Source organism: Pseudomonas sp. 273, assembly GCF_029201425.1.
Lineage (GTDB): Bacteria > Pseudomonadota > Gammaproteobacteria > Pseudomonadales > Pseudomonadaceae > Pseudomonas > Pseudomonas delhiensis.
This window is the reverse complement of sequence record NZ_CP116775.1, coordinates 740421-762149: the sequence shown is the minus strand read 5'-3', so window position 1 is coordinate 762149 and position 21729 is coordinate 740421. Positions and strand designations below refer to the sequence as shown.

The following is a 21729-nucleotide window of genomic DNA, read 5'->3' as shown; positions in this document are numbered from 1 at the left end:
GCGGCCGGCAGGTAGAACATAGCTTAGCGAATGGTGTAGGCGACCAGCTTGCCGCTGTTGCCGTACACGTACATCCACCGGTCGACCACCAGCGGGCGCACGCGCACGCCGTCGCCGTCGACCTTCTCGCGGCCGACGAAGCGGCCGTCCACCTGGCTCAGCAGGTGAATGTAGCCTTCCAGGTCGCCCACCACCACGTTGCTGGAGAACACCGCCGGTGCCGACAGCTGGCGGCGCGCCAGGGCGTCGTTGCTCCACAGCGAGGACGAGCTGCGCCCGTCCAGGGCTTCCACGGTGCCGCTGGCATCGCTGACGTAGACGCTGCCGATGCCTTCGGCGACGCCGGCGTAGCTGGAGGCTTCGCGCTGCCAGATCACCCGGCCGCTGGCCAGGTCGAGGGCGGCGGCGCGGCCCTGGTAGCTGGCCACGTAGATCACGTTATCGACCAGGGTCAGGCCGCCGTCGATGTCCACCACGCGGTCCAGTTCGGAACGGCCCTGGGGCACGGCGACGCGGGTTTCCCAGATCGGCAGGCCACGCTGCACGTCCACCGCCACCACCTTGCCGCTGGCGAGGCCGGCGATGGCCATGCGCCCGGCGATGATGGGTGCGCCGGTGCCGCGCAGGGTCAGCACGGGCACGGTGTTCTCGTACACCCAGCGCTGGTTGCCGGTGCTGGCGTCGAGGGCGATCAGCTTGTCGTCCTGGGTCTGCACGATCACCACGTCGCCGTCGGTGACCGGCGCCGCCAGCACTTCGCTGGGCACCCGGGTACGCCACTTCTGCTCGCCGTTGGCGGCGTTCAGGGCGATGACGTCGCCCTTCAGGGTGCCGACCAGCACCAGGCCGCCACCGACGCCGACACCGCCGGAGACCGGCACGTCGAGGTCCTGCTTCCAGATCACGTCGCCGTTCTCGCGCTGCATGGCCATGACGCGGCCTTCGGCGGAAGCGGCATAGATGCTGGAGCCGTCCACGGCCGGCTGCAGCAGTTCGTAGAGGTCGCCCTGGCCGTCACCGACCGAGCGGCTCCACTGCTTGTCCAGGCGCACCTCTTCCTTGAAGTCGGTGAGTTCCGCCGGCGGCAGTTCCTTCTTGCTGTTGCTGCTGCAACCGACCGCGAGCAGGGTCAGCGCCAGCAGCGCCGCATGTTTCCAGCGCAGCATCTTAGGCACCTCCCTTGGCCAGGTCGTCGAGCTTCACCTGCAGGGCGCCGGCGGCGGCCTCCTCAGGCAGTGCGGCCTTGGCCTTCTCGTAGGCGCTGCGGGCGTCGTCGGTGCGCTTGAGCTGCACCAGCAGGTCGCCCTTGAGTTCCTCGCGGCTGGAGACGTAGGCCTTGTCGGCGTCACCTTCCAGCAGCTTCAGGCCTTCCTCGGCCTTGCCCTGGGCGGCCAGGACACGGGCCAGGCGCTGGCGGGCCAGCTCGCCGAGGGTGGCGTCCACCGGCTTGTCGACCACCGCCTTCAGTTCACCGGCGGCATCGTCCAGCTTGCCGGCGTCCACCGCCACCTTGGCGACGAACAGGCGGCCGTACTGGGCGTAGTGGGTACCGCCGTATTCGCTGGTGAGCTTGTTGGCCAGCTCGGCGACGCGCGCGGTGTCCGGCTGGCCGGAGGGCGTCAGCGAGGCTTCGACCAGTTGCTGGTAGAGGATGGAGGCGTTCTGCGCCTGGTTGGCCTGGTACTTCTTCCAGGCCTGCCAGCCGAACACCACCACCAGCGCCAGCGCGGCACCGGTGAGCAGGGGCATGCCGTTGCGCTGCCACCAGTCCTTGAGATCCGCCAGTTGTTCTTCTTCGGTACGCGTGGTCACCCCAATACTCCTAATCCGCTCGATTCTCAGGCCCGCTGGATGCAGGCTGCCAGGTGCTCGGGCAGAGCCTCCCAGGCTATGTTCTGTTGCTCACCCTCGCCACGCAGGGGCTTGAAACCTACCACGCGCGCGGCCAGTTCGTCGTCACCCAGGATCAGCGCGAACTGGGCGCCGCTCTTGTCGGCCTTCTTGAACTGGCTCTTGAAGCTGCCGGCGCCGGCGTTGAGCAGCAGTCGGATGCCGGGGACGGCACTGCGCAGCTTCTCCGCCAGGGCCAGGGCGGCCAGCTCGGCCGGCTCGCCGAAGGCGCAGACGTAGACGTCGGCCGGGCGCTTCAGCTCGGCAGGCACCACGCCCAGTGTCTCCAGCAGCAATACCAGGCGCTCCACGCCCATGGCGAAGCCCACGCCCGGCGTCGGCTTGCCGCCGAACTGGCTGACCAGGCCGTCGTAGCGGCCCCCGCCGCAGACGGTGCCCTGGGCGCCGAGCCTGTCGGTGACCCATTCGAAGGCGGTGCGACAGTAGTAGTCCAGGCCGCGCACCAGCTTCTGGTTGATCTCGTAGCGCAGGCCGACCGCGTCCAGGCGGGCCTTCAGGCCCTCGAAGTGGGCGATCGACTCTTCGTCCAGGTAGTCGTGCAGGGTCGGCGCGCCGACCAGCAGCGCCTGGGTGCTTTCCACCTTGCTGTCGAGGATGCGCAGCGGGTTGGTGGTCATGCGCCGCTGGCTGTCCTCGTCGAGCTGCTCGAAGCGCTCCTGCAGGTAGGCCACCAGCGCCTCGCGGTAGCGCGCGCGGGCCTCGCTGGAGCCCAGGGTGTTGAGCTGCAGGGTCACGGCATCGGCCATGCCCAGCTTCTGCCACAGGCGCCAGGTGAGGATGATCAGCTCGGCGTCGATGTCCGGCCCCGGCAGGTTGAAGACTTCCACGCCGATCTGGTGGAACTGGCGGTAGCGGCCCTTCTGCGGCTTCTCGTAGCGGAACATCGGCCCGGCGTACCAGAGCTTCTGCACCTGGCCGCCGCCGGTCAGGCCATGTTCGAGCATGGCCCGCACGGTGCCCGCGGTGCCTTCGGGGCGCAGCGTCAGCGACTCCTCGTTGCGGTCGAGGAAGGTGTACATCTCCTTGTCGACCACGTCGGTGCCTTCGCCGATGCCGCGGGCGAAGAGTTCGGTGAACTCCATGATCGGCAGGCGGATCTCGCTGTAGCCGTATTCTTCCAGCAGGCCGGCGAAGGTGTTTTCCAGGTAGCGCCATACCGGGGTCTGTTCCGGCAGGATGTCGTTCATGCCACGAATGGCTTGCAGGGACTTGCTCACATGTTGTCCTTGTTGCGGTCAGCCGCGCACGATCAGGGCGGCGTCGGCTTCGGCCTTGGCGGCCGCTTTTTCGCGGATCAGCCGTTCCAGCTCATCCACCAGGTTTTCGTTCTGCAGCTTCTGCGCCGGCTTGCCGTCGATGTAGACGAGGTTGTTCGGCGTGCCGCCGGTGAGGCCGATGTGGGCCTCCTTGGCTTCGCCCGGGCCGTTGACCACGCAGCCGATCACGGCCACGTCCATGGGCACCAGCAGGTCTTCGAGGCGGCCTTCGAGCTCGTTCATGGTCTTGACCACGTCGAAGTTCTGCCGCGAGCAGCTCGGGCAGGCGATGAAGTTGATGCCGCGCGAACGCAGGTGCAGGGACTTGAGGATGTCGAAACCGACCTTGATCTCCTCCACCGGGTCGGCGGCCAGGGAGATGCGGATGGTGTCGCCGATGCCCTCGGCCAGCAGCATGCCCAGGCCCACCGCGGACTTCACGGTGCCCGAACGCAGGCCGCCGGCCTCGGTGATGCCCAGGTGCAGCGGCTGCTCGATTTCCTTGGCCAGCAGGCGGTAGGCCGCCACGGCCATGAACACGTCGGAGGCCTTCACGCTGACCTTGAAGTTCTGGAAATCCAGGCGCTGGAGATGTTCGACGTGGCGCATGGCCGATTCCAGCAGGGCCTCGGGGGTCGGCTCGCCGTATTTCTTCTGCAGGTCCTTCTCCAGGGAACCGGCGTTGACGCCGATGCGGATCGGGATGTTCTTGTCGCGGGCCGCGTCCACCACCGCCTTGACGCGGTCCTCGCGGCCGATGTTGCCCGGGTTGATGCGCAGGCAGTCGACGCCAAGCTCCGCCACGCGCAGGGCGATCTTGTAGTCAAAGTGGATATCGGCCACCAGCGGTACGCGGACCTGCTGCTTGATCTTGCCGAAGGCCTCCGCCGCGTCCATGTCCGGCACCGAGACGCGCACGATGTCCGCGCCGGCGTCTTCCAGGCGGCGGATCTGCGCGACGGTGGCGGCCACGTCCAGCGTATCGGTGTTGGTCATGCTCTGCACGGCAATGGGCGCGTCGCCCCCCACCGGCACCGAACCGACCCAGATCTTGCGGGACTGGCGTCGCTTGATCGGAGAAGCGCAATGCATCTTTAGTTACCACCCAACTTCATGCGTGCCGTCTCGCCACGGGAATAGGGCGAAACGTCGACCGGCTGGCCGTTGTAGCTGACCTGGGCGCCGCGGGCGAAGCCCAGGCGCAGCTCCAGGGGAACCTTGGCGGCAACTTCCATGGAGTCGCCCTTGCGCTTGAGCGCGCTGACCAGGACCTTGCCGTCGGCATCGGTGACCTGGGTCCAGCAGTCGGCGATGAACTGCACCTTGACCACGCCCTGGCCGGCCGCAGCGACCACGGGCGCAGCAGCCGGAGCGGCAGGCTCGGCCGGAGCCGCCGGGGCAGCCGGCGCGGCAGGAGCAGCGGGCACGGCGGCGGCATTGGCGGCCGGTACGGCAGGAACCGCCGGCGCTGCCGGTGCGGCCACCTGGGGCGCGGGCTCGGTCGGGCTGGCCGGATTGGCCGGGGCCTCGGCGGCCTGCTCGGGCTCGGCGGCGGCGGTATCGCCGGCCGGCTCGCTCGGCGCGGCGGCCTTGTCCTCGGCGACGGCCTGGTCTTCGGGCTCGTCGAGGCTGTGAACTTCGGTGGTGCCGTCGGCGCTCTCGACCTCGACGTGCTCCAGGTTCAGGCCACTGTTCTCGGCGAGGTTGCGCCCGGCGCGCTCCTGCCACCAGAAGTAGCCGAAGCCCACCAGGATCGCCAGCAGCAGCAGGCTGAACAGGCGCAGCAGGTTGCGCGACAGGCGCATCGGCTCGGCCACCCGGCCGAGGCTCTGCACGTTGCTGCCGGTGGCGTCGGTGCCAGTGTACTGGTCGAAGGCGCTGACCATCTGCGCCTGGTCCATGCCCAGCAGCTTGGCATAGGCGCGCACGTAGCCGCGGGCGAAGGTGTGGCCCGGCAGCTTGTCGAAGTTGCCCAGCTCCAGCTGGCGCAGGGAATTCTCGGTGAGGTTCAGTTGACCGGCCACCTGCGAGGTCGACCAGCCCCGGCTCTCGCGCGCCTGGCGCAAGGCCTCACCCGGATTGGCGCGGGTCGCGCTGGCGACTTCTGGCTGCGACGTCTTCATCATTTCTCTGCCTGGTATGCCTGGTATTCGGGGGATGCGGGATACAGGCGCTTGAGCTGCAGGCCATAGCTGGCGGCGGTGTCCTTGTCGTCAAAGACCCGCGCCAGCCGCACGCCCAGCAGCAGGCTCTTGGCGTTCTGCTGTCCCTGCTTCAGGTATTCGTTGTAGTAGTCGCGCGCTGGCACGTACTGGCGATCGTCGTAGGACAGCTGCGACATTTCCAGCAAGGCGCTGGGCTGCCGGCGGTTCAGGCGCAGGGCCTTTTCGAAGTACTGCTTGGCCTGCTCGCGCTGCTTCAGCTTGAGGCTGACCAGGCCGAGGTTCTCGAAGACCCGCGAGCGCTCCGGATAGAGGGTGTCGTCGGCGGCCTTCTGGAAGGCGTCGACGGCCTCGTCGTCGCGATTCTGCTCGTACAGGAAGCTGCCGTAGTTGTTCCAGATGCGCGCATCCGAACGCGAGGACAGCGCCTTGCGGTACTCCTGCTCGGCCAGCTTGGGCTCCATCTCCTGCTGGTAGACCAGGGCCAGCGCGGCGTGGGCATCGGCGCTCGAGGAGTCCAGCTCCAGGGCCTGGCGCAGCGGCACCTTGGCCTGCTCGGTATTGCCGTTCTGCAGGTAGCCGATGGCCAGCTGGATGTAGGCGTCGCGGGCCTCTTCACGGCCCTTGGCGGTGCGGAGGGGGTCCTGCTTCCCAGACGTCACGCAACCCGCCAGCAGGCTGGCCAGGAATACGAACAGCGCGGCGCGCAAGGTCATCGGAATCCTCCCTCGAGATCAGTTTCGATTGGCGGGCGCCTTCTCGGCGTCGGCCGACAGCTGGCGCACGACGATGTAGCGTTCGCTGCGGCGGGTACGGTCCATCACCTGGCCGACCAGTTGGCCGCAGGCGGCGTCGATGTCGTCGCCGCGGGTGGTGCGTACGGTGACGTTGAAGCCGCCCTTGTGCAGCATGTCCTGGAAACGGCGGATCGAGTTGTTGCTCGGCCGCTCGTAGCCGGAATGGGGGAACGGATTAAACGGAATCAGGTTGATCTTGCAAGGAATTTCCTTGAGCAATGCGATCATCTGCTCAGCGTGCTCGGGCTGGTCGTTGACATCCTTGAGCAGGGTGTACTCGACGGTCAGCACGCGTTCCTTGCCCAGGCGGCCGATGTAGCGCTGGCAGGCATCCAGCAGCACCGCCAGGGGGTACTTCTTGTTGATCGGCACCAGCTGGTTGCGCAGCTCGTCGTTGGGCGCGTGCAGCGACAGCGCCAGGGACACGTCGGTGACTTCGCCGAGCTTGTCGATCATCGGCACCACGCCGGAGGTGGACAGGGTCACCTTGCGCTTGGAGATGCCATAGCCGAAGTCCTCCATCATGATGCTCATGGCGGTGACGACGTTGTCGAAGTTCAGCAGCGGCTCGCCCATGCCCATCATCACCACGTTGGTGATGGCGCGGTCGATCTTGCCGGGCACGGTGCCGAAGGATTTGTTGGCGAGCCACACCTGGCCGATGATCTCGGCGGAGGTCAGGTCGCTGTTGAAGCCCTGCTTGCCGGTGGAGCAGAAGCTGCAGTCCAGGGCGCAGCCGGCCTGGGACGACACGCACAGGGTGCCGCGGCCGTTCTGCGGGATGTACACGGTCTCGACGCAGCTGCCGGACGCCACGCGCACCACCCACTTGCGGGTGCCGTCGCTGGAGATGTCCTGGCTGACCACTTCGGGGCCGCGGATCTCGGCACAGGCCTTGAGCTTTTCGCGCAAGGCCTTGCCGACATTGGTCATGGCGTCGAAATCCTCGGCGCCAAAGTGGTGAATCCATTGCATCACCTGGCCGGCGCGGAAGCGCTTTTCACCGATGGACTCGAAGAATTCCTCGAGCTGGGGCTTGGTCATGCCCAGCAGGTTGGCCTTTGCAGCGGTATCAGTCATGGATTCACCCTCGCCCATTCGCCTGGATCAGCGAATGCGCTCGCACACCTCGGTGCTGGAGAAGAAGTAGGCGATTTCGCGGGCAGCGGAAGCTTCCGAGTCGGAACCGTGAACGGCGTTTTCGTCGATGGAAACGGCGAAATCGGCGCGGATGGTGCCGGCGTCGGCTTTCTTCGGATCGGTGGCGCCCATCAGCTCACGGTTCTTGGCGATGGCGTCTTCGCCTTCCAGAACCTGCAGGACGACCGGGCCGGAGGTCATGAAGGCGACCAGGTCCTTGAAGAAGGGACGCTCTTTGTGCTCGGCGTAGAAGCCACCGGCTTCGCGCTCGGACAGTTGGACCATCTTGGAAGCGACGACGCGCAGACCGGCCTTCTCGAAGCGGGTCAGGATTTCGCCGATGACGTTCTTGGCGACGGCGTCGGGCTTGATGATGGAGAAGGTACGTTGCAGGGCCATTTGGGATAACTCCGAAAAGCAAGGTTGGTAATGCTGAGAAGCCCCTGGGCGGACCCAGGAGCTCCTGTGATTCAGGGTGTGCCGCGCGACGGCTGCAGCCACGGGGCTGGCACGCGCGGAGCCGGCACGCACGCGGCGTTCCGGCGGGCATCGGCAGGTACCGCGGGGAACCTGGCCGATCACCTAAAGATAAAACCCGCGAATTATACGCGGGTTCGGGGAAAAGCATAAGGGCGGCTGCAAGCGGCAGGCTACAGGCTGCAGGCAAGAGCGAAAGCCCTGTAGGAGCGAGCTTGCTCTTCGCCTGCCGCCTGCCGCCGCTTTCAGTCCGCTTCTTCGATCCAGGCGCCCTGGATGGCTTCCAGGACCTTCTCGCCGCCGCGCGACGGGTCGTCGGAAAACTCCGGCAGGCTGACCACCCAGTTGTGCAGGTCGACGAAGTTGACGTAGCGCGGGTCCACGTCGGGGTGGCTATCGGCCAGCTGGATGGCGATTTCCAGCACATCGGTCCATTTCAGGCTCATGCGCGCACTCCCCTCAATGGCCTTCGGAAACCTGGTTGATGGTGTATTTCGGAATTTCCACCACCAGGTCCTCGTCCGCCACCACCGCCTGGCAGGACAGGCGCGAATCCGGCTCCAGGCCCCAGGCCTTGTCCAGCATGTCGTCTTCCAGCTCGTCGGACGGCTCCATGGAGCCGAAGCCCTCGCGCACGATCACGTGGCAGGTGGTGCAGGCGCAGGACATCTCGCAGGCGTGCTCGATATCGATGCCGTTACGCAGCGCAGCCTTGAGGATGGTCTCGCCGGGCTGGGCCTCGACCACCGCGCCCTCCGGGCAATGCTCGGGGTGGGGCAGAAATACGATCTGCGGCATCTTCGCTTATTCCTCGATTTCGTTGAGCCGGCGACCGGCCAGGGCGGCCTTGACGGAAGCGTCCATCCGTCGCGCGGCGAAGGCGTCGGTCACCTGGGACAGACGCTTGATCTGTTGCTCGATGGCGGCGGTATCGGTACCGGCGGCCAGTTCGCGCAGGGTATCCATGCCGGCCTCGATGACCAGCCGCTCGTCGGCGTCCAGCAGGCGTTCGCCGTCGGCATCCAGCGCCGAACGCACGGCTTCGAGCAGACGCTGCGCCTCGACCTGCTGCTCGCGCAGGGCGCGGGCGCTCATGTCGTCGCCGGCATACTGGAAGGAGTCCTGCAGCATGCGGGCGATCTCGCCGTCGGTCAGGCCGTAGGACGGCTTGACCTGGATGCTGGCCTCGACGCCGGAGCTCATCTCGCGGGCGGACACCGCCAGCAGGCCGTCGGCGTCCACCTGGAAGCTGACGCGGATCTTCGCCGCGCCGGCCACCATCGGCGGGATGCCGCGCAGCTCGAAGCGCGCCAGGGAGCGGCAGTCCTTGACCAGTTCGCGCTCGCCCTGCAGCACGTGGATCATCATGGCCGTCTGGCCATCCTTGTAGGTGGTGAATTCCTGGGCGCGGGCCACCGGGATGGTGGTGTTGCGCGGGATCACCTTCTCCATCAGCCCGCCCATGGTCTCGAGGCCCAGGGACAGCGGGATGACGTCCAGCAACAGCAGCTCTTCGCCGCGCTTGTTGCCGGCCAGGGCATCGGCCTGGATGGCGGCGCCGATGGCCACCACCTGGTCGGGGTCGATGTCCACCAGCGGTTCGCGGCCGAACAGCTCGCCCACCGCCTGGCGCACGCGCGGCACGCGGGTGGAGCCGCCGACCATGACCACGGCGCCAATGTCTTCCAGCTCGATGCCGGAATCGCGCACGGCGCGACGGCAGGCCTTGAGGCTGCGGGCGACGAAGGGTTCGATCAGGGCGTCCAGCTGGCTGCGGTCCAGCTTGCCGCGCCAGTCGCCATAGGCGACCTCGACGCTTTCATTGAGGGTCAGGGCTTCCTTCGCCGCACAGGCGGCCTGCAGCAACTGGCGCTGGCTGCCCGGGTCGAGGTCGTCGGAGGCGCCGGCCTGCTGGATGATCCAGCCGGCGATGGCATGGTCGAAGTCGTCGCCGCCCAGGGCACTGTCGCCACCGGTGGCCAGGACCTCGAAGACGCCACGGGTCAGGCGCAGGATGGAAATGTCGAAGGTGCCGCCACCCAGGTCATAGATGGCCACCACGCCTTCGGCATTCTTGTCCAGGCCGTAGGCGACCGCCGCAGCGGTGGGCTCGTTGAGCAGGCGCAGCACGTGCAGGCCGGCCAGGCGCGCGGCGTCCTTGGTGGCCTGGCGCTGGGCGTCGTCGAAATACGCCGGCACCGTGATCACCGCGCCGACCAGCTCGCCGCCCAGGGTGCTTTCGGCGCGCTGGCGCAGGCTGCGGAGGATTTCCGCGGAGACCTCGACCGGGCTCTTCGGGCCCTGCACGGTCTCGATGAAGGGCATGTGCGATTCGCCCTGGGTGAAGCGGTAGGGCAACTGGCCACCGAGCTGTTTCACGTCTTCCAGGCCGCGGCCCATCAGGCGCTTGACCGAGATGATGGAGTTCAGCGGATCGGCGGAGGCGCCCCGCTTGACCGACTCGCCGACCTCGACGCGGTCGGCCAGGTAACGCACCGCCGACGGCAGGATCAGGCGCCCCTCGGCATCGGCCAGGGGTGCGGCGACGCCGCTGCGCACGGCGGCGACCAGGGAATTGGTGGTGCCCAGGTCAATGCCCACGGCCAGCCGGCGCTGGTGCGGCTGGGGGCTTTGTCCGGGCTCGGCGATCTGCAGTAGGACCATGCGGCTTCTAATCAGGCGTAACGGGCGCGGCGCAGGCCGCGCGGATTAATCGTCGAGTCGCTCTTCGAGCTGGCGCACTTCCTGCGCCAGCTTGTCGAGAAACTGCATGCGGCGTACCAGGCGCTCGGCTTGCGGGCGACGCTCGGCGTCGTCCCAGCAATCGGCGAAGCTGTCCTCCAGCTGCTGCTGAGCCCCTTTCAGGCGGCGCTTGAAGGCGGCCACCCCATCCAGGTCGGCGCTTTCCTGCAAGTCTTCCAGCTCCTCGCGCAGCTGCATCTGCTGCAGGAGGAACTCCGGGTCCTGCACCGTGGCTTCCAGCGGCAGCGCCTGGCCCCGCAGGGACAGCAGGTACAGCGCCCGGCGCGGCGCGCTCTTCAGCGTCTGATAGGCGTCGTTGAGCTCGGCGGCGCGCTCCAGCGCCACGCGCTGCTCGCGCTCGGTGGCGTCGGCGAAGCGGTCCGGGTGGACGCTGCGGGCCAGCTCGCGGTAACGCTGGCCGAGGGCATCCAGGTCGAGGCGGAAAGCCGGCTGCAGGTCGAAGAGGGCGAAGTGACAGGGACTACCCACGCCGGCCTCAGACGTTGAAGCTTTCGCCGCAGCCGCACTCGCCACGAACGTTCGGGTTGTTGAACTTGAAGCCCTCGTTGAGGCCTTCCTTGGTGAAGTCCAACTCGGTGCCGTCGAGGTAGACCAGGCTCTTCGGGTCGATGATGACCTTCACGCCGTGGCTCTCGTAGACCAGGTCCTCGGGCGCCAGCTCATCGACGAACTCGAGCACGTAGGCCAGGCCGGAACACCCGGTGGTGCGCACGCCAAGACGAATGCCCTCGCCCTTGCCGCGCCCCTCGAGGGAGCGCTGGACATGCTTGGCGGCGGCTTCGGTCATGCTGATGGCCATGGGAACTCCTTACTCAACGGAAGCGGTTAGAGCAGACCCTTCTTCTGCTTGTAGTCGCGCACGGCCGCCTTGATGGCGTCCTCGGCGAGCACCGAGCAGTGGATCTTCACCGGCGGCAGGGCCAGTTCTTCGGCGATGGTGGTGTTCTTGATGGCCTCGGCCTCGTCCAGGGTCTTGCCCTTCATCCACTCGGTGGCGAGGGAGCTGGAGGCGATGGCCGAACCGCAGCCGTAGGTCTTGAACTTGGCGTCTTCGATCACGCCCTGCTCGTTGACCTTGATCTGCAGGCGCATCACGTCGCCGCAGGCCGGCGCGCCGACCATGCCGGTGCCGACATCGGGATCCTCGGCGTCGAGCTTGCCGACGTTACGGGGGTTTTCGTAGTGGTCGATGACCTTGTCACTGTATGCCATGGCTAATCCTCACTCTATGGGGCGGGTCAGTGGGCCTGCCATTCGACCTTGGACAGGTCGACACCCTCTTTGAACATGTCCCACAGCGGCGAGAGCTCGCGCAGCTTGGAAACGGCTTGCCCCACGATACCGGCGGCGTAGTCGACCTCTTCCTCGGTGGTGAAGCGGCCGAAGGTGAAACGGATGGAACTGTGCGCCAGCTCGTCGTTGCGGCCCAGGGCGCGCAGCACGTAGGACGGCTCCAGGGAGGCGGAGGTGCAGGCCGAACCGGAAGAGACCGCGAGGTCCTTCAGGGCCATGATCAGCGACTCGCCTTCGACGTAGTTGAAGCTCAGGTTCAGGTTGTGCGGCACGCGCTGGGTCAGGCTGCCGTTGACGTAGAGTTCTTCCAGGCCTTCGAGCTTGGCGAAGAAGCGGTCGCGCAGGGCGCGGATGCGCTCGTTCTCGGCGTGCATCTCTTCCTTGGCGATGCGGAAGGCCTCGCCCATGCCGACGATCTGGTGGGTGGCCAGGGTGCCCGAGCGCATGCCGCGCTCGTGGCCGCCGCCGTGCATCTGGGCTTCCAGGCGCACGCGCGGCTTGCGGCGCACGTACAGGGCGCCGATGCCCTTGGGACCGTAGGTCTTGTGGGCGGAGAAGGACATCAGGTCGACCTTGAGCTTGTCCAGGTCGATGTCGACCTTGCCGGTGGACTGCGCGGCGTCGACATGGAACAGGATGCCGCGGGAGCGGGTCAGCTCGCCGATGGCGGCGATGTCGTTGATGGTGCCGATCTCGTTGTTCACGTGCATGATCGAGACCAGGATGGTGTCGTCACGCAGCGCCGCCTCGACCATGGCCGGGGTGATCAGGCCTTCCTCGGTGGGGTCGAGGTAGGTCACTTCGAAGCCTTCGCGCTCCAGCTGGCGGGTGGTGTCCAGCACCGCCTTGTGCTCGATTTTCGAGGTGACGATGTGCTTGCCCTTGCTGCCGTAGAAGTGCGCCACGCCCTTGATGGCGAGGTTGTCGGACTCGGTGGCGCCGGAGGTCCAGACGATCTCGCGGGGGTCGGCATTGACCAGTTCGGCGACCTGGCGGCGGGCATTCTCCACGGCTTCCTCGGCCTTCCAGCCGAACACGTGGGAGCGCGAGGCGGGGTTGCCGAAGTTGCCGTCCACCAGCAGGCAGTCAGCCATCTTCTGAGCGACGCGCGGGTCCACCGGGGTGGTGGCGGAGTAGTCGAGGTAGATCGGCAATTTCATCAGGTAACTCCTACAGGCTGGCGCGCGCTCAATCGATGGCGGACGCTTCAATCTTATCGAGGCTCGGCCGTTTGCCGGTGCCTCCGCAACGACGCTCATCCTGCCGCTGCGCGACTTCCTGGACTTCTCGGCGCTCGACCAGGTCGGCGAGGCTGATGCCGCTGAGGAATTCGTGGATCTGCTGGCTGAGGTCGCACCAAAGGTGGTGGGTCAGGCAGGTGTCGCCGGAGTGGCAATCCCCCTGCCCCTGGCAGCGCGTGGCGTCGACCGATTCATTGACCGCATCGATCACCTGGGCGACGTGGATGCCGGCCATGTCGCGGGACAGCTGGTAGCCGCCGCCGGGACCGCGCACGCTGGTCACCAGGTTGCCACGGCGCAACTTGGCGAACAGCTGTTCAAGGTAGGACAGGGATATGCCCTGGCGCTCGGAAATGTCCGCCAGGGAAACCGGACCACGCTGGGCATGCAACGCCAGGTCGAGCATGGCGGTTACGGCATAGCGGCCTTTGGTGGTCAAGCGCATGGAACATTCCCGAATGAATCACTGGACTGGCGAAAGGATGCCATTTCCGAGTATTTGAGTCAACTATAAGACCTATCAAATTACTCGGGTTTAGCCAGCGAAGGGCGGCATAATGTAGCAGAAAATCGTTAGCGGCGCATCAATGCGCCGCCTTGCCCTCTTCGTCCTTGACGCCGGCGAAGTCCTCTTCACGCAGCTCGGGCAGCTTTTTCGCACAATAGTCGCTACCCAGGGCCGTCAGCGCCTGGCACATGCCCTCCAACCGGCCGTCGACCGCCTGCAGGTGGTCGAGCAACTGGCCGATGGCGCGCGCCACCGGGTCGGGCATGTCCTGGCTGACGCCGTAGGCGTCGAAGCCGAGCTTCTCGGCCATGGCCTGGCGCTTGGCCAGCTGCTCGGCGTCGTCCTTCATGATGATGCGCCCCGGGATGCCAACCACGGTGGCGCCCGGCGGCACTTCCTTGGTGACCACGGCGTTGGAGCCCACTTTCGCCCCGGCGCCGACGGTGAACGGACCGAGCACCTTGGCGCCGGCGCCTACCACCACGCCATCGGCCAGGGTCGGGTGGCGTTTGCCCTTGTTCCAGCTGGTGCCGCCGAGGGTCACGCCCTGGTAGAGGGTCACGTCGTCACCGATCTCGGCGGTCTCGCCGATCACGATGCCCATGCCGTGGTCGATGAAGAAGCGCCGACCGATCCTGGCGCCCGGGTGGATCTCGATGCCGGTCATCCAGCGGCCGAAGTTGGATACCAGGCGCGCCAGCCACTTCCAGCCGGAGGTCCACAGCAGGTGCGCCAGGCGGTGCAGCCACACGGCGTGCAGGCCGGGGTAGCAGGTGAGTACCTCGAAGGCATTGCGCGCTGCCGGGTCGCGATGGAATACGCTCTGGATATCTTCGCGCACACGCTCAAACATCATCGTCACTCCGCTTGCAGGCCGCGCCCTGCGCGGCCTTCTGTGTTTCGGTGAGGATACCCCGGAGGATATTCATCTCCAGCTTGCTGACCCCGGCGCGACCGTACAGGCGGCGCAGGCGCGACATCAGGTGCCGCGGCTTCTGCGGGTCGAGGAAGCCGATATCCACGAGGGTCGATTCCAGGTGCGAATAGAAGCGCTCCAGCTCGTCGGCGGTGACCGGCAGGCTGTTGAGCATGGCCGTGGTCTCCAGCTTCTCCTGCTTGGTCGGCTGGCCTTCGGCGGCCAGCCAGGCCATGCGCACTTCGTAGGCGAGCACCTGGACCGCCGTCGCCAGGTTCAGCGAGCTGAACTCGGGGTTGGCGGGAATGTGCACATGGAACTGACATCGCTGCAATTCTTCGTTGGTCAGGCCCGCGTACTCGCGGCCGAACACCAGGGCCACCTCGCCGCCCTGCTGGGCGTGCTGCAGGCTGGTGGTGGCGCACTCGCGGGGGTCGAGCAACGGCCAGGGGATGCGCCGGTCACGGGCGCTGGTGCCGAGCACCAGGCTGCAGCCAACCAGGGCGTCCTCCAGGGTCGGCACCACCTGGGCGGCGTCGAGGATGTCGGTCGCCCCGGAGGCGCGGGCCACCGCCTCGCCGCTGGGGAAGTCCATGGGGTCGACCAGCACCAGGCGCGACAGGCCCATGTTCTTCATGGCCCGGGCGGTACCGCCGATATTGCCGGGATGACTGGTGTTGACCAGCACCACGCGAATTCTGTCGAGCAACCGGAGCTCTCCACACAAGCAGATACGAAAAGGAACGGAATCCTACCGCAGCGCTCGGTCTTGCGCCACGCAAGCGACAGGCCGCCCTATGAGCGCCACGGTTTTCTGGTACAATGTTCGGCTTTCTTTAACATCATCCAGGTGACCTCTCCATGCAGCCCATGCTGAACATCGCCCTGCGCGCGGCCCGCAGCGCCGGTGAACTGATCTTCCGCTCCATCGAACGCCTGGACACCCTCTCGGTCAACGAAAAAGACGCCAAGGACTACGTCACCGAAGTCGATCGCGCCGCCGAGCTCAGCATCGTCACCGCCCTGCGCAAGGCCTACCCGAACCACGGCATCATGGGCGAGGAAGGCGGCTACCTCGAGGGCAGCGGCGAAGGCGCCGACTACCTGTGGATCATCGACCCGCTGGATGGCACCACCAACTTCATCCACGGCGTCCCGCACTTCGCCGTCAGCATCGCCTGCAAGTACAAGGGCCGCCTGGAGCACGCCGTGGTCCTCGACCCGGTGCGCCAGGAAGAATTCACCGCCAGCCGCGGCCGCGGCGCCGCGCTGAACGGCCGCCGCCTGCGGGTGAGCAACCGCAAGAGCCTGGAAGGCGCCCTGCTGGGCACCGGCTTCCCGTTCCGCGACAGCCAGCTGGACAACCTCGACGCCTACCTGGGCATGTTCCGCAGCCTGGTCGGCCAGACCGCCGGCATCCGCCGCGCCGGCGCCGCCAGCCTGGACCTGGCCTACGTCGCGGCCGGCCGCTTCGACGCCTTCTGGGAGTTCGGCCTGTCCGAGTGGGACATGGCCGCGGGCGCCCTGCTGGTGCAGGAAGCCGGCGGCCTGGTGAGCGATTTCACCGGCAGCCACGAGTTCCTCGAGAAAGGCCACATCGTCGCCGGCAACACCAAGTGCTTCAAGGCGCTGCTGACCAGCATCCAGCCGCACCTGCCGCCGTCGCTCAAGCGCTGAGCGCGGATGGAATGAAAAAGCCCGGCCTTGTGTCGGGCTTTTTGTTGGGTGATGGGGACGTCGGAGCCGCTGGCGAGCCCGATCGCGGACGGAGTCCGCTCCTACAGCATTCCCATGCTGGACGCGCCCTGGGCGCGAATCGCGGGCAGGGCCCGCTCCTACAGTTCGCAGTGAGGCACGGTATCCCCCTGTAGGAGCGGACTTTGTCCGCGATAGCCGGCGGTTCCGGCGCGTTTCGCGGATAAGATCCTACGCCACCCCACCGCACCATTCCCCTGTAGGAGCGCGCCCTGCGCGCGAAATCGCGGGCAGGGCCCGCTCCTACAACCCATCGGGAAGCACGGTGTTCCACTGTAGGAGCGGACCTTGTCCGCGATAGCCGGAGGTGTCGGCGCGATTCGCGGATGAGATCCGCTCCTACGCTGCGGGTGAGCACGGCTCGCTCCTACCTGCCGGAAACGAAGAAGGCGCCCCGCGGGGCGCCTTCTCATGCTTCGATGCTTACTGCTGGCTGAGGATCAGCCGACCGCTCTTGTCCACCGGGATCTGGCTGCCCGGATCACGATCCATGCGCACCTGGCCGGCCTTGCCGTCGAGCATGTACTTGACGTCGTAGCCCACCACTTTCTCGCTGGTGTCGTTCACGGTGCTGCAGCGGGTTTCGGTGGTGGTGTAGGTGTCACGCTCCTGCATGCCTTCCTGCACCTTGTTGCCGGCGTAGCCGCCGCCGACCGCACCGGCCACGGTGGCGATCTTCTTGCCATTGCCGCCGCCGATCTGGTTGCCCAGCAGGCCGCCGGCGATGGCGCCGATGGCGGTGCCGACGATCTGGTGCTGGTCCTTGACCGGGCGCTGGTGGGTGACCGCCACGTCCTTGCACACCTGGCGCGGGGTCTTGATGGTTTCCTTGACCGGCTGGACGGCGACGACCTCGGCATATTCCGGGCCGCGGTCCACCAGGCTGTACGTGGCCACCGCTCCACCTGCCGTAACGCCGACTGCGCCCAACACGGTACCGATGAGCAACGACTTGTTCACATAGACCTCCTGGCTTTCCTTTCATACGGGCACTTGCCCTTGTCCTTGCCTTGGAGCGGGAATCCTTAAGAAAGTTCCGACATTCCTTGGCGATGCGCCACCCGATACCGACGCACGGCCGCATCGCGCACAAAGAAAAACTCCCGCCGAAGCGGGAGTTTCCAGGGAGCGCGGGACAGCCTCAGGGGCGGTCGTCGACTTCCTTGGCCTGCGGCGGGATCAGGTCCTCGGCCGACAGCTTCAGCCAGATCAGCACCACATCGGCGATGTAGATCGACGAGTAGGTACCGGCCAGCACGCCGACGAACAGGGCGATGGAGAAGCCGAACAGGTTGTCGCCGGCGAAGAACAGCAGCGCGGCGATGGCCAGCAGGGTGGAGATCGAGGTCGCCATGGTCCGCAGCAGGGTCTGGCTGGTCGAGATGTTGATGTTCTCGATCAGGCTGGCCTTGCGCAGCACGCGAAAGTTCTCGCGCACCCGGTCGAAGATCACGATGGTGTCGTTCAGCGAGTAGCCCACCACCGCCAGCACCGCGGCGAGCACGGTGAGGTCGAAGGTGATCTGGAAGAACGACAGCACGCCCATCACGATGATGGCGTCGTGGATCAGCGAGAGGATGGCGCCCAGGGCGAACTTCCACTGGAAGCGGAAGCCGACGTAGATGAGGATGCCGCCCAGGGCCAGGAGCATGCCCAGGCCGCCCTGGTCGCGCAGCTCCTCGCCGACCTGCGGGCCGACGTATTCCACGCGCTTGAGGCTGGCCGGGTTGCTGGTGTCGGCCGCCTGCAGCGCCGCGGCGACCTTCTTGCCCAGCTCCGGGTCCTCGCTGGGCATGCGCACCAGCACGTCCTTGGTGTCGCCGAAGCTCTGCACCACGGCCTCGGCGTAGCCGGCCTTGACCAGCTCGTCGCGGACCTTGCCCAGGTCCGCCGGCTGCTGGTAGTTCAGCTCGATGAGCGTACCGCCGGTGAAGTCCAGGCCGAAGTTGATGCCCTTGGTGATCCAGCTGCCGAGGGCGATCAGGGTGAGGACCAGGGTAGCGGCGAACGCAATGTTGCGCACGCCCATGAAGTTGATGGTACCGATCTTGATATTCATCTCATGATCCCCCTTAGATCCACAGCTTCTTGAAGTCACGCCCGCCGAAGATCAGGTTGACCATTGCGCGGGTGACCATGATGGCCGTGAACATCGAGGTGAGAATACCGAGCGACATGGTCACGGCGAAGCCCTTCACCGGGCCGGTGCCCATGGCGTAGAGGATGCCGCCGACCAGCAGCGAGGTCAGGTTGGCGTCGACGATGGCGGTGAAGGCGCGGTTGAAGCCTTCGTGGATGGCGCGCTGCACCGACATGCCGCCGGCCAGTTCCTCGCGTATCCGCGAGAAGATCAGCACGTTGGCGTCCACCGCCATGCCCATGGTCAGCACGATACCGGCGATGCCCGGCAGCGTCAGGGTCGCGCCGAGGATCGACATCAGCGCCACCAGCAGGACCATGTTGAAGCCCAGGGCGACGGTGGCGATCAAGCCGAAGAAGCGGTAGATGACGATGATGAACAGCGACACGAACACCATGCCCCACAGGGAAGCGTCGATGCCCTTGGCGATGTTGTCGGCGCCCAGGCTCGGGCCGATGGTGCGCTCCTCGGCGAAGTACATCGGTGCGGCCAGGCCGCCAGCGCGCAGCAGCAGGGCCAGTTCCGAGGATTCGCCCGGGCCGTCGAGGCCGGTGATGCGGAACTGGTTGCCCAGGGCCGACTGGATGGTCGCCAGGCTGATGATCTTCTTCTCTTCCTTGAAGGCCGGGACGGCGACTTCCTGCTCGACGCCGTCGACCACCTGCTTGGCGTAGCGGGTGATCGGCTTCTGCTCGATGAACACCACCGCCATGCTGCGGCCGACGTTGTTGCGGGTGGCGCGGTTCATCAGCTCGCCGCCGTGGCCGTCGAGGCGGATGTTCACCTGCGGGCGACCGTTCTCGTCGAAGCTGGCGCTGGCGTCGGTGACCTGGTCACCGGTGATGATCACGCTGCGCTCCAGGGCCGCCGGCGGGCGGCGCGGCTCGCGGAACTCGAAGGTCTCGGTGGCCGACTTGATGGCGTCGGGCTCGGCGGCCAGGCGGAACTCCAGGTTGGCGGTCTTGCCGAGGATGCGCTTGGCTTCGGCGGTGTCCTGCACGCCCGGCAGCTCGACCACGATGCGGTTGGCGCCCTGGCGCTGCACCAGCGGCTCGGACACGCCCAGCTCGTTGACGCGGTTGCGCACGGTGGTGAGGTTCTGCTTGATCGAGTATTCGCGGATCTCGGCGAGCTTGGCCGCGGTCATGGCCAGGCGCAGCACCTGCATGTCGTTGCGCTGGTCCTGGGTCACCTCGAAGTCGCGGTAGTCCTTGGCGATCAGTGCCTTGGCCTTGTCCAGCGACTCCTCGTCGGTGAAGCCCAGCTGGATGGCGCGGTCCTGCACCGGCAGGCTGCGGTAGCGCAGGCGCTCCTTGCGCAGGGCGCTCTTGATCTCGCTCTCGTAGACGTTCAGGCGGGCGTCCACGGCCTTGTCCATGTCCACTTCGAGGAGGAAATGCACACCACCGGACAGGTCCAGGCCCAGCTTCATCGGATGGGCGGCGATGTTGCGCAGCCAGTTCGGGGTGGTCTGCGCCAGGTTCAGCGCGACCACGTAGTCGTCGCCCAGGGCGCGACGCACGATGTCCTTGGCGGGAAGCTGGTCTTCCTGCTTGGCCAGACGGATCAGGCCGCTGTTCTTGCCGAGGCTGCCCGCCTTGACGGCGATGCCCGCGTCGGTCAGCGCCTTGCTGGCCTTGTCGATGTCGGCCTGGGTGATCTGCAGCGCGCTGCTGGCGCCGCTGACCTGCACGGCCGGATCGTCCGGGTAGAGGTTGGGTGCGGAATAGATGAAGCCGACGGCAAGCACCGCCAGGATCAGCAGGTATTTCCACAGGGGATATTTGTTGAGCATTGATACCGCCCGTTATGACGCGGGGCGCTTCATGCGCCCCGTCTATTGGTTTTCTGTTGCCTGGACTCAGATGGCCTTGAGCGTGCCTTTGGGCAGGGTCGCGGCGATGGCGCCCTTCTGGAACTTCAGCTCGACGTTGTCGGCGACCTCGACGACCACGAAGTCGTCGGCGACTTTCAGCACCTTGCCGGCGATACCCGCGGAAGTGACGACTTCGTCACCTTTCTGCAGGTTGGACAGGAGGTTCTTGTGCTCCTTGGTGCGCTTGGCCTGCGGACGCCAGATCATCAGGTAGAAGATGACCAGGAAGCCGACCAGGAAGACCCACTCAAAACCAGTGCCCATCGGGCCTGCGGCGGCCGCGGGAGCAGCGGCGTCGGCGTAGGCGGCGGGAATCAGAAAGCTCATCGGATACTCCTGTCTCTATATTCTTTTGGAAAATCGGGATCAATCGCCCAACGGCGGCGTCGGAAGGCCGCGTTTGGCATAGAAGGCGTCGACAAAGGCGGCCAATGTACCCTGTTGGATTGCCTCGCGCAAACCAGCCATAAGCCGCTGATAATGCCGCAAGTTATGGATGGTATTGAGCATGCTGCCGAGCATTTCCCCACACTTGTCCAGGTGGTAGAGGTAGGCGCGGGAGAAGTGCTTGCAGGTGTAGCAGTCGCAGGTCGGGTCCAGCGGCGATTCGTCGTGCTTGTGCACGGCGTTGCGGATCTTGATCACCCCGGTGTCGACGAACAGATGGCCGTTGCGCGCGTTGCGCGTGGGCATCACGCAGTCGAACATGTCGACGCCGCGGCGCACACCTTCCACGAGGTCCTCGGGTTTGCCCACCCCCATCAGGTAACGGGGTTTGTCGGCCGGCATGCGTGGCGGCAGGAAGTCCAGCACACGGATCATCTCCTCCTTCGGCTCGCCCACCGACAGGCCGCCGATGGCCAGGCCGTCGAAGCCGATTTCCTGCAGGCCTTCCAGCGAGCGCATGCGCAGCTCTTCATGCATACCGCCCTGGACGATGCCGAACAGCGCCGAGGGGCTGTCGCCATGGGCGACCTTCGAGCGCTTCGCCCAGCGCAGCGACAGCTCCATGGAGCGCTTGGCCACGTCGAACTCGGCCGGGTACGGGGTGCACTCGTCGAAGATCATCACGATGTCCGAACCCAGCGCGCGCTGCACCGCCATGGACTCCTCGGGGCCCATGAAGACCTTGGCGCCGTCCACCGGCGAGGCGAAGTACACGCCCTCTTCCTTGATCTTGCGCAGGGCGCCCAGGCTGAACACCTGGAAGCCGCCGGAATCGGTGAGGATCGGCCCCTGCCACTGCATGAAGTCGTGCAGGTCGCCGTGCTTGCGGATCACCTCGGTGCCCGGGCGCAGCCACAGGTGGAAGGTGTTGCCGAGGATGATCTGCGCGCCAATGCCCTCGATGTCCCGCGGCAGCATGCCCTTGACCGTGCCGTAGGTACCCACCGGCATGAACGCCGGGGTCTCGACCACCCCACGGGGGAAGCTCAGGCGGCCGCGCCGGGCCTTGCCGTCGGTGGCCAGCAGTTCGAACTTCATGAAACTCAT

The 21729-nt window shown here is 66.4% G+C and carries 24 protein-coding genes; 1 reads left to right on the top strand and 23 read right to left on the bottom strand.

The genetic code is table 11. From position 1 onward, the window contains the following. Positions 1-23: 23 nt before the first annotated feature. The 18 genes from bamB to trmJ form a co-directional block, all read right to left on the bottom strand. The gene (bamB, locus tag PKO50_RS03630; RefSeq protein WP_109933696.1) at positions 24-1166 is read right to left on the bottom strand and encodes an outer membrane protein assembly factor BamB; all 1143 of its coding nucleotides are present in this window, start codon (positions 1164-1166) and stop codon (positions 24-26) included. A 1-nt stretch (position 1167) separates the two neighbouring features. After that, positions 1168-1812 (bottom strand): YfgM family protein, encoded by a 645-nt coding sequence (locus tag PKO50_RS03625; RefSeq protein ID WP_089389501.1) that lies wholly within the window; start codon positions 1810-1812, stop codon positions 1168-1170. A 26-nt stretch (positions 1813-1838) separates the two neighbouring features. Next, on the bottom strand, positions 1839-3128 hold the full coding sequence (gene hisS / locus PKO50_RS03620) for a histidine--tRNA ligase (protein ID WP_089389502.1): 1290 nt from the start codon (positions 3126-3128) through the stop codon (positions 1839-1841). A gap of 18 nt (positions 3129-3146) precedes the next feature. Next, positions 3147-4259, bottom strand: coding sequence for a flavodoxin-dependent (E)-4-hydroxy-3-methylbut-2-enyl-diphosphate synthase (gene ispG / locus PKO50_RS03615; protein WP_009616174.1), 1113 nt, complete (start codon positions 4257-4259; stop codon positions 3147-3149). A gap of 2 nt (positions 4260-4261) precedes the next feature. Continuing rightward, positions 4262-5293, bottom strand: coding sequence for a RodZ family helix-turn-helix domain-containing protein (locus tag PKO50_RS03610; protein WP_275628839.1), 1032 nt, complete (start codon positions 5291-5293; stop codon positions 4262-4264). After that, entirely contained in the window at positions 5290-6045 is a 756-nt protein-coding gene (gene pilW / locus PKO50_RS03605; protein WP_109933692.1) for a type IV pilus biogenesis/stability protein PilW, read from the bottom strand. The genes PKO50_RS03610 and pilW overlap by 4 nt, the downstream gene beginning before the upstream one ends. Before the next feature lie 18 nt (positions 6046-6063). Next, positions 6064-7206 (bottom strand): 23S rRNA (adenine(2503)-C(2))-methyltransferase RlmN, encoded by a 1143-nt coding sequence (gene rlmN, locus PKO50_RS03600; protein WP_275628838.1) that lies wholly within the window; start codon positions 7204-7206, stop codon positions 6064-6066. A 27-nt stretch (positions 7207-7233) separates the two neighbouring features. Continuing rightward, positions 7234-7665, bottom strand: coding sequence for a nucleoside-diphosphate kinase (ndk, locus tag PKO50_RS03595; protein ID WP_009616170.1), 432 nt, complete (start codon positions 7663-7665; stop codon positions 7234-7236). A 323-nt stretch (positions 7666-7988) separates the two neighbouring features. Then, entirely contained in the window at positions 7989-8189 is a 201-nt protein-coding gene (iscX, locus tag PKO50_RS03590) for a Fe-S cluster assembly protein IscX (protein WP_089389506.1), read from the bottom strand. A gap of 13 nt (positions 8190-8202) precedes the next feature. Next, on the bottom strand, positions 8203-8541 hold the full coding sequence (gene fdx, locus PKO50_RS03585; protein WP_089389507.1) for an ISC system 2Fe-2S type ferredoxin: 339 nt from the start codon (positions 8539-8541) through the stop codon (positions 8203-8205). Positions 8542-8547: 6 nt separating this feature from the next. Further along, positions 8548-10407 carry a Fe-S protein assembly chaperone HscA gene (hscA, locus tag PKO50_RS03580; protein ID WP_275628837.1) on the bottom strand — a complete coding sequence of 620 codons (1860 nt, stop codon included), beginning with the start codon at positions 10405-10407 and terminating at the stop codon, positions 8548-8550. Between the two features lie 45 nt (positions 10408-10452). Continuing rightward, positions 10453-10974: a co-chaperone HscB gene (gene hscB, locus PKO50_RS03575; protein ID WP_275628836.1), complete on the bottom strand. Its 522-nt coding sequence runs from the start codon at positions 10972-10974 to the stop codon at positions 10453-10455. 7 nt (positions 10975-10981) lie between these two features. Next, positions 10982-11305, bottom strand: a complete 324-nt coding sequence (gene iscA / locus PKO50_RS03570) for an iron-sulfur cluster assembly protein IscA (RefSeq protein ID WP_009616165.1) — start codon at positions 11303-11305, stop codon at positions 10982-10984. 26 nt (positions 11306-11331) lie between these two features. Beyond that, positions 11332-11718: a Fe-S cluster assembly scaffold IscU gene (gene iscU, locus PKO50_RS03565; protein WP_074978984.1), complete on the bottom strand. Its 387-nt coding sequence runs from the start codon at positions 11716-11718 to the stop codon at positions 11332-11334. A 26-nt stretch (positions 11719-11744) separates the two neighbouring features. Continuing rightward, positions 11745-12959, bottom strand: a complete 1215-nt coding sequence (locus tag PKO50_RS03560) for an IscS subfamily cysteine desulfurase (RefSeq protein ID WP_009616163.1) — start codon at positions 12957-12959, stop codon at positions 11745-11747. A gap of 28 nt (positions 12960-12987) precedes the next feature. Beyond that, positions 12988-13485 (bottom strand): Fe-S cluster assembly transcriptional regulator IscR, encoded by a 498-nt coding sequence (gene iscR / locus PKO50_RS03555; RefSeq protein WP_009616162.1) that lies wholly within the window; start codon positions 13483-13485, stop codon positions 12988-12990. 139 nt (positions 13486-13624) lie between these two features. Next, on the bottom strand, positions 13625-14401 hold the full coding sequence (gene cysE, locus PKO50_RS03550; protein ID WP_109933688.1) for a serine O-acetyltransferase: 777 nt from the start codon (positions 14399-14401) through the stop codon (positions 13625-13627). Further along, on the bottom strand, positions 14394-15173 hold the full coding sequence (gene trmJ / locus PKO50_RS03545; protein ID WP_109933687.1) for a tRNA (cytosine(32)/uridine(32)-2'-O)-methyltransferase TrmJ: 780 nt from the start codon (positions 15171-15173) through the stop codon (positions 14394-14396). The genes cysE and trmJ overlap by 8 nt, the downstream gene beginning before the upstream one ends. A gap of 152 nt (positions 15174-15325) precedes the next feature. Between trmJ and suhB the strand changes: the two genes are divergently transcribed. Next, a complete protein-coding gene (suhB, locus tag PKO50_RS03540; RefSeq protein ID WP_089389513.1) occupies positions 15326-16141 on the top strand; it encodes an inositol-phosphate phosphatase in 816 nt (271 codons plus the stop codon). A gap of 501 nt (positions 16142-16642) precedes the next feature. On the opposite strand, the gene PKO50_RS03535 is transcribed toward suhB, so the two are convergent. From PKO50_RS03535 to tgt, 5 genes are all read right to left on the bottom strand, one after another. Then, complete coding sequence (locus PKO50_RS03535) at positions 16643-17179, bottom strand: glycine zipper 2TM domain-containing protein (RefSeq protein WP_009616158.1); 537 nt, start codon at positions 17177-17179, stop codon at positions 16643-16645. A gap of 181 nt (positions 17180-17360) precedes the next feature. Continuing rightward, the gene (secF, locus tag PKO50_RS03530) at positions 17361-18278 is read right to left on the bottom strand and encodes a protein translocase subunit SecF (protein ID WP_089389514.1); all 918 of its coding nucleotides are present in this window, start codon (positions 18276-18278) and stop codon (positions 17361-17363) included. A gap of 13 nt (positions 18279-18291) precedes the next feature. Further along, the gene (secD, locus tag PKO50_RS03525; RefSeq protein WP_109933686.1) at positions 18292-20154 is read right to left on the bottom strand and encodes a protein translocase subunit SecD; all 1863 of its coding nucleotides are present in this window, start codon (positions 20152-20154) and stop codon (positions 18292-18294) included. 66 nt (positions 20155-20220) lie between these two features. Continuing rightward, entirely contained in the window at positions 20221-20562 is a 342-nt protein-coding gene (gene yajC, locus PKO50_RS03520) for a preprotein translocase subunit YajC (protein ID WP_109933685.1), read from the bottom strand. Positions 20563-20601: 39 nt separating this feature from the next. Further along, positions 20602-21720 carry a tRNA guanosine(34) transglycosylase Tgt gene (gene tgt / locus PKO50_RS03515; RefSeq protein ID WP_275630421.1) on the bottom strand — a complete coding sequence of 373 codons (1119 nt, stop codon included), beginning with the start codon at positions 21718-21720 and terminating at the stop codon, positions 20602-20604. Between the last annotated feature and the right edge of the window lie 9 nt (positions 21721-21729).

Excerpts from the sequence above, each read along its gene's own strand:
- bamB (WP_109933696.1), bottom strand. The coding sequence starts at position 1,166 with ATGCTGCGCTGGAAACATGCGGCGCTGCTGGCGCTGACCCTGCTCGCG.
- ispG (WP_009616174.1), bottom strand. The coding sequence starts at position 4,259 with ATGCATTGCGCTTCTCCGATCAAGCGACGCCAGTCCCGCAAGATCTGG.
- PKO50_RS03610 (WP_275628839.1), bottom strand. The coding sequence starts at position 5,293 with ATGATGAAGACGTCGCAGCCAGAAGTCGCCAGCGCGACCCGCGCCAAT.
- pilW (WP_109933692.1), bottom strand. The coding sequence starts at position 6,045 with ATGACCTTGCGCGCCGCGCTGTTCGTATTCCTGGCCAGCCTGCTGGCG.
- rlmN (WP_275628838.1), bottom strand. The coding sequence starts at position 7,206 with ATGACTGATACCGCTGCAAAGGCCAACCTGCTGGGCATGACCAAGCCC.
- ndk (WP_009616170.1), bottom strand. The coding sequence starts at position 7,665 with ATGGCCCTGCAACGTACCTTCTCCATCATCAAGCCCGACGCCGTCGCC.
- iscX (WP_089389506.1), bottom strand. The coding sequence starts at position 8,189 with ATGAGCCTGAAATGGACCGATGTGCTGGAAATCGCCATCCAGCTGGCC.
- fdx (WP_089389507.1), bottom strand. The coding sequence starts at position 8,541 with ATGCCGCAGATCGTATTTCTGCCCCACCCCGAGCATTGCCCGGAGGGC.
- hscA (WP_275628837.1), bottom strand. The coding sequence starts at position 10,407 with ATGGTCCTACTGCAGATCGCCGAGCCCGGACAAAGCCCCCAGCCGCAC.
- iscA (WP_009616165.1), bottom strand. The coding sequence starts at position 11,305 with ATGGCCATCAGCATGACCGAAGCCGCCGCCAAGCATGTCCAGCGCTCC.
- iscU (WP_074978984.1), bottom strand. The coding sequence starts at position 11,718 with ATGGCATACAGTGACAAGGTCATCGACCACTACGAAAACCCCCGTAAC.
- PKO50_RS03560 (WP_009616163.1), bottom strand. The coding sequence starts at position 12,959 with ATGAAATTGCCGATCTACCTCGACTACTCCGCCACCACCCCGGTGGAC.
- iscR (WP_009616162.1), bottom strand. The coding sequence starts at position 13,485 with ATGCGCTTGACCACCAAAGGCCGCTATGCCGTAACCGCCATGCTCGAC.
- cysE (WP_109933688.1), bottom strand. The coding sequence starts at position 14,401 with ATGTTTGAGCGTGTGCGCGAAGATATCCAGAGCGTATTCCATCGCGAC.
- suhB (WP_089389513.1), top strand. The coding sequence starts at position 15,326 with ATGCAGCCCATGCTGAACATCGCCCTGCGCGCGGCCCGCAGCGCCGGT.
- secF (WP_089389514.1), bottom strand. The coding sequence starts at position 18,278 with ATGAATATCAAGATCGGTACCATCAACTTCATGGGCGTGCGCAACATT.
- secD (WP_109933686.1), bottom strand. The coding sequence starts at position 20,154 with ATGCTCAACAAATATCCCCTGTGGAAATACCTGCTGATCCTGGCGGTG.
- yajC (WP_109933685.1), bottom strand. The coding sequence starts at position 20,562 with ATGAGCTTTCTGATTCCCGCCGCCTACGCCGACGCCGCTGCTCCCGCG.
- tgt (WP_275630421.1), bottom strand. The coding sequence starts at position 21,720 with ATGAAGTTCGAACTGCTGGCCACCGACGGCAAGGCCCGGCGCGGCCGC.